The following is a 15,530-nucleotide window of genomic DNA, read 5'->3' on the forward strand; positions in this document are numbered from 1 at the left end:
GTGGGAGGGAGGTGGGGTGGGGGATTGCGCGCTACAGCGATAAAAAACATCGTTGCAGCCTCGCAACGATTCAGATCCTTCGACCCAATGTAAAACATCGTTAGGTCCTGCTTCCACTCGCTGTAACGCGGCATTGCGCGCTACAGCGATGAAAAACATCGTTGCAGCCTCGCAACGATTCAGATCCTTCGACCCAACGATGTAAAACATCGTTAGGGCCAGCTTTCGCTCGCTGTAACGCGAGCGTTCCAGGTACAGCCAAGCAACTCTAGCATAGCTAGCAAGTTAGTTTCCATTTATGCTATAATCATCCAATACATAAATTGGTTGTGAAGTACACGCCGCTGCCCGATTTCAGGTTATCCTGACGGGGGCGGCTTTTTACTTTTCCTAAGGAGGATGCAAGTTTGACATTTGAATTAGCTTATTCAGCATTTATGCACCAACATGTAAAGTCGCGACAAGGAGAGTCGAAAAGGCGTTTAACGGAAGGACACGGCCATGCAGAAAAATTATTTCTGCAACAGGTTTGGTGGCCTGCCTTCAAAAAACTTGATCATCTCACACCTGAATATGAGATTCATGATTTCCGTGATGGAACACGTTTTATTGACTTTGCGTTCATTCAAGGCCATGTTCGACTGGCGATTGAAATCGACGGTTATGGCCCACACTTTCAGAAAATTTCCCGATCACAGTTTTCCGATCRATGGGTACGACAAAATCATTTGCTGCTAGATGGCTGGAAACTGCTGCGTTTTTCCTTCGATGACGTGCAAAACAAACCTAGAATGTGCGAGCAAATGATCCAACAATTTATGGGAAAATGGTTTGGAAATCTCTCTTCCAACCCATATGGCAAGCTTACGGTTGAAGAAAAAGAGATCATTCGTACTGCGTTCCGCAAGCAAAGAGCCATAAAATCTTCTGATGTCTGCCGTGTACTGGACGTAGAACAGCAAAAGGCTCGAAGTTTGCTCCGAAACTTGCTCGCGAAAGGGATACTGATACCCGGAGGTCGCGGTCAACAGCGGCTGTCCCTGTACTTGTTATCACCTTCTGTTTCTGCCTCTGAATTTATCGATCTTTGACAGGATAGTTGGCTACTTGGTTAATAGTGTTGGGCTAATGGGGGCGAAGTCAGCTAGAGGCTGAATAGTGTTAGACTAAAACATATATTGGCAAATATTGTTAATTCTGACCTAAAAATACAAAAAGGCCGCCGATAGCGGCAGCCTCCTCATTCAAATATTCGTAGCTTCCTTCAAACTCTCACTCTCCGCTTGCTTCCCGAGCGATAACATATACCGCTTGCCCGTCTCAGCTTGGAAGGTAAGCATGCCAGACTGATCTTCCAGCACAGCGTCCACCGCAGCGCCGTCAGACTCTACGATGAGCGGCAGCTGGCCGCCCTTGTAAACAACGGTGCAAGCTTGGCTATACTTGGCTTGGATAACACAGGAAGTCATCGCTCCATCTTCCCAGGCCATGTCGATTTCGAAGCCGCCACGGGCTCTCAAACCGCTAACCGCTCCTCGTGCCCAAGCACTCGGCAAGGCTGGAAGCAGGTTGATCTCGCCACGGTGCGACTGCAGAAGCATCTCTGCAATGCCTGCTGTTCCGCCGAAATTGCCATCAATCTGAAACGGTGGATGATTGTCGAACAAGTTCGGCAATGTGGAATGCGACAGCAGCATGCGAAGATGCTCATACGATTTCTCGCCATCCTCCAAACGGGCAAAGAAATTAATGATCCAGGCCCGGCTCCAGCCCGTATGGCCACTTCCGGCTTCCAGCCTGCGCTCCAATGTTCGTTTGGCGGCATTCGCCCACTCCGGCGTGTGGCGCACATGAATCATTTCACCTGGGTGCAAAGCGAACAAGTGGGAAATATGACGGTGTCCTGGATGCACCTCATCCCAGTCTTTTACCCATTCCTGCAGCTGCCCATGCTTCCCGATTTGTGGAGGCGGCAGTTTGCGAAGCATGCGTTCCCATTCTTGCCTTGTTCCTTCATCCATTTTCAATCGCTCAGAGGCATCGATACACGCACGGAACAAGGAATAGACGATCTGTGTATCCATGGATGGACCTATGGTCAAACAGCCAACACTGCCATCAGCACCGATGAACTTATTTTCTGGTGAAGTAGACGGTCCTGTGATCAGGTGTCCATTTTCATCTTCAAACAAATAATCCAAGAAAAACTCCGCAGCTTCCTTCATGATTGGATACGCCCGATCGCGAAGGAAACGCTCGTCCTGCCCATACCGGAAATGCTCCCAGAGATGTAGAGTTAACCAAGCCGCGCCCATCGGCCAGATCGATCCCGGCATAAAGTTACCCTCAATTTGGGTAGCTCCCCACATGTCGGTGTTATGATGGGCGACAAACCCTCTGCTGCCATAGACTTCCTGCGCCGTTTTCCTGCCATTGATACGCATACGATCAATCAAATCAAATAACGGTTCATGACATTCGGGCAAGTTGCACACTTCCGCATGCCAGTAATTCATCTCCGTGTTGATATTGATGGTGTATTTACTCTCCCAGGGAGGAGTAAAGCTTTCATTCCATATCCCTTGCAAATTCGCAGGATTAGATCCAGGACGGGAAGAAGCCATCAATAAGTATCGGCCATATTGGAAATATAATTGCGCTAGCCCAGGGTCGTTTCCGCCTTCTTTGAAACGCTGCAACCGGGCATCAGTAGGCAGCAAATCCGCTTCTTTGCTGTCCTCAGGACGACCTAACTCCAGCTTCACACGTTGTATTCTGCTGATATGATCCGCAAGGTGGTCTCGCTTCACTTTATCGTATCCTTTGCCTGCCGCATGTTCTAACTGACGCGTGCATATGGCAATCGGGTCCGAGTGACGGAAGGAAGTCTGCGAYGCGATATATATCGTTACGGCTTCTGCCTGAACAATGAGGAAGTCGCCAATCACTTTCACCGATCCGCCGTCGGGAACCGCTTTCACTGCCGCGCAATACGTGACTCCGCCTCTGCCATTTTCACCACTCATCACAAGTGTGTCGTTGGCAATCTTCTGAGTACCTTCGTCAAAAGGTCTTCGGCTGAGGTGCATGCGCAAGTTTAACTTGGCAGGTCGATCGCACTTGATGCGAATGACAATAACTTGATCAATCGCGCTGCTGAACATTTCCCTGGAATGCTGAATATCGTTCAGGCAATAGCCCACTTGCGCGATACCTTGTTCAATATCTAATTCCCGATAGTAATTGGAAATCATCTTCTTCTCACCATCATGGTAGATTTGAAAATCTCCAAGTGGCTGATAAGGATGTAAGGATTTAGGAATCGACATCATTCCCATTTGTGCGAGCTCTTCCGCTTCGATTTGTTTCCCTTTCATCAACAACTGGCGAACCATAGGAAAGTATTTCTGTCCCTCTGGATTATCACCGTTAACAGGTCCTCCATACCAAACGGAGTCCTCATTGAGTTGCAATCGTTCGTTATTGACTTTGCCGAATATCATAGCGCCTAGACGTCCATTGCCGATCGGAAGTGCATCGTTCCAAGATCTTGCCGGTTTTTCGTACCACAACTTTGTTCCGTTGGCAGAATTTCGCATTTGTTTCATCAGCAACACTCCCTAAATTTTTTGAATGCGCAATGCGTAATAGAGTTTTCCTGGCAAATTTATTCGAAAACGCCCTTCATGTTTGCCCGCTATCGGGGTAATAACCATATGCCATGTATCAATTAAATCCACTTGGTACGTTCCTTCTGGCAATGAAAATTCGCGATACGCAAAGCGGTGCGGGCCAAAATACTGCAAGTAATATTCGCCTCGAACCGACAATGTCGCTGCATCATAGCTATCGCTCGTATAAGCCAATTGAGCAGGAGCAGCTTCAAGAATTTCTTTTAAAAATTCGATCCTCCTCATGCTTTTTCCTTGCAGTTCTCCGCCATGCGACCACCATATTATTTTGTCGGCATGCAAGTAACTTTCCCCATGCGTCACATACCCACCTCGGCAGGTGCCTTCCCAGATTCGGCAAAGCAATTCTTCGGGTGTCAAGCTGCCCCATCTTGTATCCAAATTGCCTTCATAACCGCATTCGTCAATGATGACCGGCTTGCCGTATTGTTTGGTACATTCCGAAATCACTTTCACATCGGCATGCTGGATGCTGGCATGAGTCGTCCATGGTGTGCCAAAATCATACCATGTTTTGCAATTATGAATAGACCGCAAATGGCCTCCATAATCACATTCCTGAATAATTCGAAATAATCGGCTCCAGTCATCCAATTTCTTATGAGTCATTACATCGTATTCGTTCGCAAGTGACCACCAAATATGGCTATAAGCTGCGAATCGCGCGACGACATAACGCACATAGCGGTCATCCGCTTCTTGCGGCATCCGGTCAAATCCCCAGCGCCCTTCATCATAGGGATGAAACAAGACGAGTTCCGCCTGAATGCCCAATTCAGCCAAGTCGTTGACCCGGTTCTCCAAATGTGCGAAGTAGTCGGGAACGATCCGTGTATAATCGAAACCGGATTCGGGCCCACCTTCAAATGGATATATATCGGGTTCCCGATCATTCAGCATGTGCGACTTTGGGAAAACCAACATTCTAATTTTATTAAAAGGCGCATCCCTTAGCGTTCGCAACGTTTGCTGCTGTACGTCTCTATTTTGCAGATGCCACACATAACTCGTCGTCCCTACTGGCGTATACCGTGTTCCGTCCGCATATCCAAAATAGCCGGAATCAGTCACTCTCACTGGGCCATGGTTGTTCGTGTGTGCAACAGAGGCGCAAGTAAATTCACCCTTCAGCTGGTCCATTTCCGCGGACGAACTTGAAGTCTCGAACCGCCATAAACCTTCTTCCTCCGGCATAAACCGGATACAGTACCTGCCATTACCATCATAAAAGCCTTCAGCATATGCCTCATTCAGTCCCTTCATAAACCGGGCGCTAAGCTGAATGTCCATGAATKGGTTCCCTAGCGAGGGACCGTCCAGCGTTAGCTCAAACATGCCCCAGCGCTCTACATCCCTTGTATAGATCAGCTTCATCTCCTCCTTCCACATAGACTGCTTATCCAACCTTTTGAATACGAAGCGCCATAAAAGGTTCTCCTGGCAGGTCTACCCTACAGCTCCCACTGAACGTGCCTGGCAGCGGTGTAACTGTCATTTGCCAAGTATCAATAAGTTCTATTCGGTAGGAATCATCCTGCCTAAGTTCCAAGACTTTGAACGCATGCTGATGACGCCCGAAGTAAAGCAGCTTGTACGTCCCTTCCTCCGCTGCTTTCATCCAGTCCGCCGGTCCTTCTTCCATCACTTTTCGCAAAAAAGCAATTCGCTCTGTACTTTCGCCGTACAACTTGCCTCCAGATGATATCCAGGCTCTCGTTTCTTGGTTGATGAAGGACTCACCATGCCCTACAAAACCGCCTCTTGATAAGCCCTCCCAGAATCGGTGCGTCAATTCCTCGCCGGATATATTGCCCCAACGTCTGGAACTGTTGCCTTCTGCATGAGACCCTGAATACGATCTTCCAAATGAGCGAAAAATGCCGGATTAAATTGTTTTTTGTCAATATCCTCCGGGCACGTGCCAGCAAAGGCTAACCTTAGCGGCGGCTGCATATCCCGTGTTGGCAAAAGACACATTCTCACTTTGTTAAATGGCGAATTCTTCAGTGCCTGCAAGGTGAGCTCTTCCAACTCATTGCTGCCATGGTGTGTCCAATGATAGCAGGTTGTGCCGAACGGCATATACGGTGTTCCATCCTCATAGGCGAATAAATACTCATCTTTTACCCGCACGGTACCATGGTTCCCGGCAGATGGCGGTGTACAGTGGAACTCACCGCTATGTCCATCAAGCTCTTCATGACTACTTCGGGTCACATACCGCCAAATGCCAGGTCTGTCAGGCATGAAACGAACCCGGTATGTGCCGTCACCGTCATAAAAGCCATCTGGTTCGACAACATAGTTTTTATATTGAAATCGTGCGGAGAACTTAACATCTTGAAACGGATTGCCCTCAAAGGGGCCGTTCAATGCCAGTTCAAACTGTGCCCACTGCTCCACTTTCCGCATGTTCATCTCAATCGCCATAGGCTCGTAATCCCCTCCTTGTTCACCTCAACTATTCCCCGTTACTTAATCCCGGAATGAGCCATTGTGGCGATGACCTTACTTTGAAAAACGAGAAACATAATCAGGTTTGGCAAAAATAAGAGGAGCGCAGCTGCAGCTGCAGCACCTTGCCTTGCCACGCTGTTCGCCATACCGCTCGTTAATGTTTCTACATAGAACGGGAACGTCTTCATCGTCTCGTCCTGCATATAGAAGGTCGATGTGCTGGAATCCTTCCAAGCGGAGTCAAAGGCGATAATCGCAATAGTCGCAACTGCCGGCATGAGCATTGGAATTACGATACTGATAAAAAGTCTGAGTTCCTTCGCACCGTCAATTCGTGCAGAATCAAGCAGTTCATCCGGCAATTGGTCAATAAACTGCTTCATGAGAAACACGCCGGTTGGCACAGCGATGAGAGGCAAAACGTGTCCCCAGTACGTATCGAAGATGTGCAGCCTGCTAATGATCAAATATTTAGGAATTTCTACGGTTTCCGGTACGAATACCAGCGTCAGCAGAATCGTTGCGAACACCAGCTTATGTCCTGGGAACTTATGCTTGGAAATGGCATAAGCGCACATTGCGCTTGTCATCGTGATCAAGAATACAGCCATTCCTGTGACGACAATGCTATTAAATAAATAGCGGGAAACCGGAACCGCTGTCCCTTTGGTCGTGGCAAGCAGTTCCGCAAAGTTCTGAAGCGACGGCTCCCTTACAAAGATGTTTGGCGGATAGATAAACAGCTCCTGATACGGCTTGAAAGCATGGTTAATGATATACACGATCGGCAGCAGCATGAAGATGCTCAGCGCAACAAGAAGCACAGCCGCAAACATCTCGAATGGGCTGAGTCGCCGAATCCCCACCCTCCTGCGCCATACGTCCAATTGACGCATTGTCCCTGCAATTTTCATCTATTCTTCTCCCTTCGTTCCGAACAGCTTCCAGCTCAGCTTTTGGGCGAAATAAACGATCGTTAGCAAACACACGGTCAAAGCAGTCGCGTAGCCGAGTTCAAACCGTTTTAGTCCATAATCATCAATATGTGTTGTGATCATATGGCCCGCATATTCCGGTGTCGGATTCATGCCGGACAACGCCGTTCCGATGGATGACAACTGTATCGCTCCAACGATAGCCATGACGGCTCCGAACAACATTTGTGGCTTGGTAGAAGGAATCGTAATGTACCAGACTTCTTCCAGACGGCTGCGAATGCCATCCAAGCGGCCTGCCTCGTACAATTCGGGATTCACATTGAGAATACCCGCTAACATGCCGAGGAACCCGATCCCCATACTTTTCCACAGAGAAACAACGACCATGGATGTCATTAAGTGCTCTTTACTTGTTACCCACTGGACAGGTTCGCTAATCAAGCTCATTTTTAATAAAAAGCTGTTCAAGTAACCAATTCTGTCGCTGGAGAGCATGGGCGTCCAAATAATACTCATCGCAACAAGACTCGCTAACGACGGGGTATACATGGCCAGCGTGAACCATGAAATAAGTAAAGCTAAGCGCTAAGGCGGACAAAACCGGCAGCAAAATAAAAATGATGAAACAGATCAGGAACGGGGCGATGAATAAATACGAGACCCGATATTCCCAAAGCGTTTGCAGCCCCGATATCAGCTTATTTTTTCGGATTTTGACCGGTTGAAGCGCTCTTGGAAGCACTTGCACTTCACTTTTTAACATACTTATCCACTCCTTCCCATGGCTTTGTAATCACGGGTAAATTCAAAGATCGTACTAATTGTCCATTGGCATCAACGAAATGAAACTCCTGCATCTTCCTCTGGATTTCCCTGTCTACTTCTTTTATTGCGGTTTCGAGCGATGTCCGATAATTCTCCCCGCCGATGACGGTTCGCGTCCACGCGTTCGTAAGTTCACGCTCCATGTAGTAGCTGCCTGGTACTTTCGCAACTTCACGGAACCATTTCCACTGCTCCAGAATGGCTTGAAGATCTTCTTCCTWCCAAGGAAGCTTGACAAACGAATCGACATTGGATGTGTACCAGCGGAACGTAACCCCATTGAGTGTTTCCAAGTCGAGGCCATATTTCTCCTGCACCTCTTCCGACATCCACCACTTCAGGAATTCCCAGCTTTCTTGCGGTTTCTTCGTGTGTTTGAAGATGGAGGATGCGAATTGATCGCCGCCGTTGCCACCTGTCCACCTAACAACCGTGCCATCTGCTTGCTTGACGCCGGGAATCGGTGCAACGCCCCATACGCCATTGAGTTCAGGTGCTGCAACAGTCAATTGAAGATAGCCATTTAAATCGGCAATGCCGATCGGATAAGAACCATCACGGAAATGCTGAACGAAATTATCGCTTCGCTGATCGATTCCGTATTTGTTCTGCAAATCCGTCCACTCTTTGAAGGCTTCGAACCCTTTATCCGTATTGAGACCCGTTCTAGAACCATCCTGCTTAATATATTCCAGACCGTGCATCTGCATAAATATGCTGTGTTCAACCGGCGTAAAATTCATGCCATTCTGTTGAAGAACCGGCAGCATTCGGTACATGTCATCCCAAGTGTCCGGCACACTAAGCCCTAGATTTTGCAAAATATCTTTCCGGTAAAACATCATGGAGAACGTTTGCGTTTCCGGAACGCCATAATAGCCTCCATCATAGAAATACGGCATCCACGCGCCCGGAGCGAATTGTTTATACACATCATCGAAATCCGGGAATTGTTTTAAATTGTACACCCCATTACGAATGGCATAATCGAACGGCGTATCATGGGGCAAACCGATGCCAACGTCAGGCGCCATTCCAGCCGCATTCATCAATAGGAGCAGCTTATCGTCTTTGAGCAAATTGATTTTCACCTTAATGCCCGTTTGTGGTGTAAACATTTCATTCGTCATGCTTTGCAGCAAATTAACGTAATCCCGTCCACGGTTCATCCACACATTGAGCACTTGATCATCGTTTTTTTCCGAAACCTCTTTGCTTCTAAACGAATTGAAGAAATTAATAATTGAGCCTTGTATCTTCTCCGTAAACGTCGATTCCATTTTTGGAAAAGACTTTTGAACCGGCACGATGAAAATGCGGTCAATCTGCAGCGGCTGGGAGCTTAGCTGTTTGACCAAGTCGGCGAGCTTGCCCTGCATTGTATTCATCCTGCCTGCATCATAAGGAATTTCATCCGGGTATTTCAAAAACGTTTCAATATCTTTGCTTACCGTCACTAACCCTTGGGACAAAGCGTCGGAGCGGCCATTGATTGTTATTAACTGTTCCCTTGTTGCCGCAAGATTATCATTTAGATCCTGTAACTGCTCAACAAATCCGGGTAAATCCTTTTTGAGATCCCAGGTTCGGTTCTTGTCATCTACCCCGCCAGTCAGAGTGCGCAGATCCGTGGAAAGCTTAACCAATGTAGCAATGGCTTTATCCATTTCTGCTGCAGCCGTAATGACGGGTGCTTGTGTAACACGCATCGAAATGGTATTACTTCCTTTTTCCAAATAGAACTGGTACGCTTCGCCTCCGTCATTGGCTAACTCTCTCCCTTTCCAACCTGTTGCGTAAGGGAATCGATAAGCTTTCAACTCGGAAAACGGCACTTTGCCGTTGATCATAATCGTCCTGAACGATGAGCGATTAGAAACTAGAGATTGCTGCTGACGCAGCGCTATTTTGTAGAAACCAGTTGTAGGAACATCAAAGCTCCAGCTGATTTCCTGATTTTTCGACGACCAGTGACTTCCATCCAGCGTATTGTAGCTAATTTTCCCCCGGACATAAGGACTATTGGCAATATCATTATCAAAAGCGAGCGTTATCGAAGAATCATTTTTCCAACCGACCTGTTCCGCTTCGATGACGATGGGATCAGCTTCTACAGGAGCGGCATTTTTTGGCTGCTCTTTTTTTACAGTTTCATAGTCCGCAACAGGGACAGGCGCTTTGAAAGAAATAGTCTCTAATGCCATTGGATCGCTACCTGCCAAGCGGATTTTATGCTTACCAGGTGTCAAATTCCAGAGCAGAGGATCTAAGTAAGCTCCAGACATATCACGCAATTCCCAGGTTTGCCAGCTTKAGATATCGCTTGCTGCCGGACGAATTTCGTCGCCATTGTCATCTTTGACAATCGGCATTTTATCCTTCCAGTGGCGATATAACTCAAGCGACTTGGATTCGAGATACGGGGAAACCCCGTCAACACTTAAGCTCAAGGCAATCGGTTTACGATCTCTCGAATCTACAAAAGGATGATATGACATCTCAATCGTATACAGTCCGCCTTGTGTAACGTCCAAGTCATACTCGATCCATTCGTCACTTTTGGCTTTCCAGATCAGTACATTATTCTTGCCATCATACGACTCTACAGCGACGTTCGCATTAGCCGACTTTCCCGCCATACTCGCTGCCGATAACGTCATGCTGCCCGTATGATTGTCTTTGGCGCCGTTCTTTTTCCAACCTTCAAGTACTTCTGCATACGTAGGTATCAAGTTTTTCGTTGTATGCGATGCTGCCTCCGCGCCTCCAGAAGTGGAACTTGCTTTAGGCAATGTGCCATTGCTGTCAGCCAGTGCAGATAGTGTAGGACTTAGCACGCATATAAGGGCTAACATGAAGGACATCACTGCCCGTGTTCTTAATAACGCTTTCAACTCCATCCCTCCCGCTGCACCGCTCTAGTACCACAAATTCTCGGTGGTTTCTTTATCAAAGAACAGTGCTTTCTGCATATCTATGGTTAAAACCAGCTTCTCATTGTCTTCAAAGTCATGATCCGCCTGTGCCCTTGCGATGAGCAGTTTAGGCATCCCAATGTCCAAATACAAATACATGTCCGCTCCCATTAATTCATTCAATTTCTGGATGCCGGTAATTTGCGCATGGGGATTCGCCTCCCGAATGGTTGCATCCAAATGGATATTCTCGCAGCGGATKCCCATGATGACGTTTCTGTCGACCTTCTTGTGCTTCCTCAGCATATCCGCATGAGCCTTTGGAATCCTGAGGTAATAACGGTTGGTGTGAAACTCAAGTGAACCTTCGCTGCCTTCCAGAATTTTACCTTCGATAAAATTGATTGGAGGCGTACCGATAAACCCGGCAACGAACATATTTCGCGGATTGTTATAGATCAGCTTAGGGGTATCCACTTGCTGGATCACGCCATCCTTCATCACCACGATGCGATGCCCCATGGTCATGGCTTCCACCTGGTCATGTGTGACGTAAACCATGGTTACGCCAAGCTGCTTCTGAAGTCCAATAATTTCCGTACGCATCTGAACCCTTAACTTCGCATCCAAATTCGATAAAGGCTCATCCATTAAGAAGACTTGTGGATTACGGACAATTGCTCTTCCTAAAGCTACCCGCTGGCGCTGTCCGCCGGAGAGTTGTCTTGGCTTCCGATCCAGGAAGGGCTCGATTTCCAGTACCCTCGACGTACTTTTGACCGCTTGATCGATCTCATTTTTGGCCATTTTCCGCAAGCGTAATCCGAACGCAATGTTCTCATATACGCTCATGTTCGGATACAACGCATAGTTTTGAAAAACCATCGCGATATCCCTGTCTTTCGGAGGCAAATGATTGACCAGTTTATCTCCAATGTAAAGCTCGCCGGAAGTAATGTCCTCTAGGCCAGCGWTCATCCTGAGCGTTGTCGATTTCCCACAGCCGGAAGGCCCGACCATGACGATAAACTCGCCATCTTGAATTTCCAAATTAAAATCTCTGACTGCATAAGCTCTCTCTTTGCCAAAACGTTTTTCCACGTGATTTAATAGAATTCGCCCCATTACAGTACCTCCTATAGGTCATATCAACATCTTGTTGATAACGGTTTCAATACGCTTGTTTTTTATTATACACCCCTCATTTGAACGCATTATAGGTGATGATTACTTAGTTATAGGGGGAATCCTGCTTTCAGTTCTTTTCTGCTGTGTAAATTAAAATAAAAAAAGCTGCTCCATATCAATGGCCAGCTCCATAAATTAACAAGAAATATCGGATTCGTCGAGTTCTTGAAAGTTTTGACGATATTGTCTTGGTGTTACCCCTGTTTTTTTACGGAAGAGCGCATGGAAAAACTTCATATCCTGATAGCCCACTTGATTGGCAATCTGATAGATCGGGATATCGGTTGATTTCAACAGTTCACAACATTTCTGTATACGAACATTTTGCAAATACTGGGTAAACGATAGGCCTGTCGATTTTTTAAATAACCGCTGAAAATGGCTTGCGCTAAGGAAAAAGTAGTCCGCCACATCCTGAACCGTAAGATTGTTCGTATAGCGGGATTTGATGAAATGCACAACTTCATCGAACATCCGAAAGGAAGCGGTTTCCGTTTCATTCACCATCTCAAAACGTTGAAGCAATACCAACATTTGGATTAAAAGCGCTATCAAAACCGTTTCAAAGCCAGCACTCTTTTTCAAATATTCCCTATACATGTTTTGGACGATCAAAGAGAAGGTGTCGTGTTTGTCCTGAAAATGCAACCAACGAGCCGTACATTGCTTTGGGTTATTGATAGCATCGAAGGTTACGGAATCTTGCTGCAGGAGATGCTTCCACTTATCAAGTAGTTCAACACGGAAAATGCAGTTATAGATCACCAACATTTTGTCCTGTTTTGGAGAGGACGGCCGGAACACATGGGAGGTGCCAATTGGGATGACAAACAGATCTCCCTGCTTCACATAGATAACTTCTTCGTCAATGTAATGATAACCACAGCCTTCGCCGACGAAACTTATTTCTACGAAATCATGCGTGTGCTGCAGTGTTGTAAACGATTCCAATTCACGATTTAGAAAAATATCCAAATCTTGATCAAAAAATAAATCCCCGCTTAAATGATCGATTCTTCCATTCATAGTTATCACCTTCTTCTACAAGTATTTGTGATCTACGTATTCATGTATGTGAATCTGCAGCAAGCCGAGGAAGTCGGGAACACGTGAAAGGTGCTCCCTGTTCCTCTTGACAACATGGTTATTGTCCCTCTTTGATCCAATCTAACGGCATGCGGATGTGTTTAATTCCTTTACGCAAATAAGAGAAAGCAAGATGAATGTGATTGTCGCGAGTCTCGATAATCGATGGATAGGAATACCCGACTTCTGATTCCTTGTATTCCAGATCAGCCATTTGCACGTTTCTGACATACGGCCAAGTGTTGCCATCATCCTCTGACATTGCAAGTGTAAGTGGTGTGCGAAGTGGTTTCTTGCGAAATTCACCTTTGCGCTGAACCCAACGGAACTGGTCACGCTCCATCGTTGAATTGTTATAAATTAAGGCCAATTGGCCATTATTCAGCTTAACAAGCTGTGTCGAGGAATTATTGTTTGGCAATTCGCTCTTCACTGGAACCGACCAGCTTTTCCCAAAGTCCCGAGAAACGCTCGTATAGATTCGGTCTGCTTGACGACTGCGAAACATGGCATAAAGCTTGCCTTCGTCAAGTTCTACCACGTTCATTTGAACACGATGAATGCTGCCGGGTACCTCATATTCTGTCCACGTCGCACCTTCATCAGAACTTATCAAAACTACGCTATAATGGCCTTCAAGCCGGCAGTAATAGGCCGGTAAAAGCCAATCCCCGTTCTTCAGAGCAAGGGGAGGATGCCGAAGGAAAATCCCAAGTCCATCCGAGAGAACCTCGGCAGCGCTCCATGTTTCACCGCGATCCTCCGAGATTCTGTAAACGATCCTTGACGTTTTCTGGTTGTGTGGTTCATTCGACGTATGAAACAACCAGAGCTTGCCATTTGGCGCTTGAAACAGCACTGGATTTTGCTCGGACCGCTCAAGATTATCAGAGAGCTGAACTGGAGCCAACCATTGTTTGGAACCCGCTGCTAATCTGGACATGACGATATTCGTATCCGGATTCCCTTCCCCGCTGCCGGAGAACCAAACACATAATAAATCTCCATTATCTAATTCCAGTAAATTAGCCGCATGATTATCATTCGTATGAAAAACTGGCAGGTAAGCCTCTTGAATCGTTGAATCTGCTCCGCCTTCGAGCACAGCACCGTTAAATCTACTCATGATAGGATCGCCCCCCTATTAGTCTCTAGTTCCTGCAAAGGAATCTCAACTCGGCAAAGTGTATGGTTTGAGAAAACAAGATTGCCATCTACATAAAGTCGATAGCCTTCCTCGAGATCAGAAACATTGGCATGTACGTTCGGTTTCTTGTACGTAATTCGATACTCACTACCAGCCACTTTCACACGATCTAGAGAGAAGAAATCTAAACCGATATCGAGTGGATCCATAATGATTCGATCCGCTTCCACCGTGAAGCCAGCTACATGCGTAATCATCAGATCAATAAAGAACGAATGATTATATTCCTGCTCATCACTTAACGGTTCGCMTGTCGCGCTGTTGTAATGCTCAACTAGACCGGGTTGATTGAGGTCTCTTTTCATAAAATGTAGAAACGCGTACTCTCGCAGCGTCTGAGCGAAGAATGCATCATATTGATTGCCGCTGCGTTTGCTCTCTTTCGCGAGCGCGTCGAGTGCGATTGAGTTCGTATACGGCCAGGTAGGACCATCCCACACACAACCGTTCCGCCCTTTCACAAAATGGCCCATCCAGCCCCCGTCTTTGGAGTAAGCAGGACAATCCATGGAAACAGAAGGAAACGGACACTTCGAATTGAATTCATTTTCGTTCAATAAATGTCTGATCATCCCCTGGTAGGAGTCATCGATGATTTGCGCCCAAGCTGGATAGAAACCAACAATATTTTTCACGAACGCTTTTTGGTCAGTCTGATAATGGAGGTCGTAGAAAAATGCTGTCTCCTCATCCCACATCTTTTCAAGGATGTCTTGCTTGATGCGATCCGCCAGCAGACGGTAGCTCTCCGCTTCCGAATCGCCAGCGATTTCGCACATATGGGCTACTGCAAGCGTGTTCAAATAGTGATAAACAGTTCGATCTACTCTTTTCAGGTGCGTATACGTTTCTTTATCCTTTGGATTCTTAGGGAAATGATGAAAGTACCAGTAACTCGGCTGATATTCTTTACCCGTGCGAGTATGTTTATATTCGATCATTAATTGATCGTGGTCGCTCCCGTGAATGCGAATGGCTTCTGAGATTTGACTTTTGTAAGCAGGAAGCATCTCGACGATCATCTCCTTGTTGCGATGCACCAGATATAGCTGGTAAGCAGCCCAACAAGTAAAGTTAGCGAATGCATGCATAACCGTGTCGACGGTAAGGCAGCTGAATTGCCCGCCCTCCCCTGGGGATTCCGCCATATTGCGCAGAGGGCCTTCACTATATCTCCTATCATGGTGCCATCTAGCATCCATCAAATGAAGCGGTACAGATA

11 protein-coding genes and 1 pseudogene are annotated in these 15,530 nt (G+C 46.8%); 1 reads left to right on the forward strand and 11 read right to left on the reverse strand.

Translation table 11 applies throughout. From position 1 onward, the window contains the following. Positions 1 to 407 precede the first annotated feature (407 nt). Positions 408 to 1,091: a DNA-binding response regulator gene (locus AC1DUA_RS14030; protein ID WP_477500350.1), complete on the forward strand. Its 684-nt coding sequence runs from the start codon at positions 408 to 410 to the stop codon at positions 1,089 to 1,091. Between the two features lie 153 nt (positions 1,092 to 1,244). Here the strand turns inward: AC1DUA_RS14030 and AC1DUA_RS14035 are convergent, their stop codons facing one another. From AC1DUA_RS14035 to AC1DUA_RS14085, 11 genes and pseudogenes are all read right to left on the reverse strand, one after another. Then, positions 1,245 to 3,608, reverse strand: coding sequence for a glycoside hydrolase family 95 protein (locus AC1DUA_RS14035; RefSeq protein WP_477500351.1), 2,364 nt, complete (start codon positions 3,606 to 3,608; stop codon positions 1,245 to 1,247). A 12-nt stretch (positions 3,609 to 3,620) separates the two neighbouring features. Beyond that, on the reverse strand, positions 3,621 to 5,066 hold the full coding sequence (locus tag AC1DUA_RS14040; RefSeq protein WP_477500352.1) for a DUF5605 domain-containing protein: 1,446 nt from the start codon (positions 5,064 to 5,066) through the stop codon (positions 3,621 to 3,623). A gap of 22 nt (positions 5,067 to 5,088) precedes the next feature. Then, positions 5,089 to 5,484, reverse strand: a complete 396-nt coding sequence (locus AC1DUA_RS14045; protein WP_477500353.1) for a DUF5605 domain-containing protein — start codon at positions 5,482 to 5,484, stop codon at positions 5,089 to 5,091. Continuing rightward, a complete protein-coding gene (locus AC1DUA_RS14050; RefSeq protein ID WP_477500354.1) occupies positions 5,481 to 6,122 on the reverse strand; it encodes a DUF5060 domain-containing protein in 642 nt (213 codons plus the stop codon). Before AC1DUA_RS14050 ends, AC1DUA_RS14045 begins: the two co-directional genes overlap by 4 nt. Before the next feature lie 41 nt (positions 6,123 to 6,163). Then, positions 6,164 to 7,063 (reverse strand): carbohydrate ABC transporter permease, encoded by a 900-nt coding sequence (locus AC1DUA_RS14055; protein WP_477500355.1) that lies wholly within the window; start codon positions 7,061 to 7,063, stop codon positions 6,164 to 6,166. Next, positions 7,064 to 7,850: pseudogene (locus tag AC1DUA_RS14060) on the reverse strand (carbohydrate ABC transporter permease). After that, a complete protein-coding gene (locus AC1DUA_RS14065) occupies positions 7,837 to 10,812 on the reverse strand; it encodes an extracellular solute-binding protein (protein ID WP_477500356.1) in 2,976 nt (991 codons plus the stop codon). Before AC1DUA_RS14065 ends, AC1DUA_RS14060 begins: the two are co-directional and overlap by 14 nt. A gap of 18 nt (positions 10,813 to 10,830) precedes the next feature. Further along, positions 10,831 to 11,952: an ABC transporter ATP-binding protein gene (locus AC1DUA_RS14070; protein WP_477500357.1), complete on the reverse strand. Its 1,122-nt coding sequence runs from the start codon at positions 11,950 to 11,952 to the stop codon at positions 10,831 to 10,833. A gap of 198 nt (positions 11,953 to 12,150) precedes the next feature. Beyond that, on the reverse strand, positions 12,151 to 13,041 hold the full coding sequence (locus AC1DUA_RS14075) for an AraC family transcriptional regulator (RefSeq protein WP_477500358.1): 891 nt from the start codon (positions 13,039 to 13,041) through the stop codon (positions 12,151 to 12,153). A 118-nt stretch (positions 13,042 to 13,159) separates the two neighbouring features. Next, a complete protein-coding gene (locus tag AC1DUA_RS14080; protein ID WP_477500359.1) occupies positions 13,160 to 14,227 on the reverse strand; it encodes a sialidase family protein in 1,068 nt (355 codons plus the stop codon). Further along, the coding region (locus tag AC1DUA_RS14085) for an MGH1-like glycoside hydrolase domain-containing protein (RefSeq protein WP_477500360.1) at positions 14,224 to 15,530 on the reverse strand (1,307 nt) is incomplete at its 5' end. The genes AC1DUA_RS14080 and AC1DUA_RS14085, both read right to left, overlap by 4 nt.

The sequence above is a fragment of the Paenibacillus sp. 01T422 genome (assembly GCF_056398785.1).

What these genes read in the sequence shown, in the direction of transcription:
- AC1DUA_RS14050 (WP_477500354.1), bottom strand. Translation starts at nt 6,122, where the DNA reads ATGGCGATTGAGATGAACATGCGGAAAGTGGAGCAGTGGGCACAGTTT.
- AC1DUA_RS14055 (WP_477500355.1), bottom strand. Translation starts at nt 7,063, where the DNA reads ATGAAAATTGCAGGGACAATGCGTCAATTGGACGTATGGCGCAGGAGG.
- AC1DUA_RS14075 (WP_477500358.1), bottom strand. Translation starts at nt 13,041, where the DNA reads ATGAATGGAAGAATCGATCATTTAAGCGGGGATTTATTTTTTGATCAA.
- AC1DUA_RS14080 (WP_477500359.1), bottom strand. Translation starts at nt 14,227, where the DNA reads ATGAGTAGATTTAACGGTGCTGTGCTCGAAGGCGGAGCAGATTCAACG.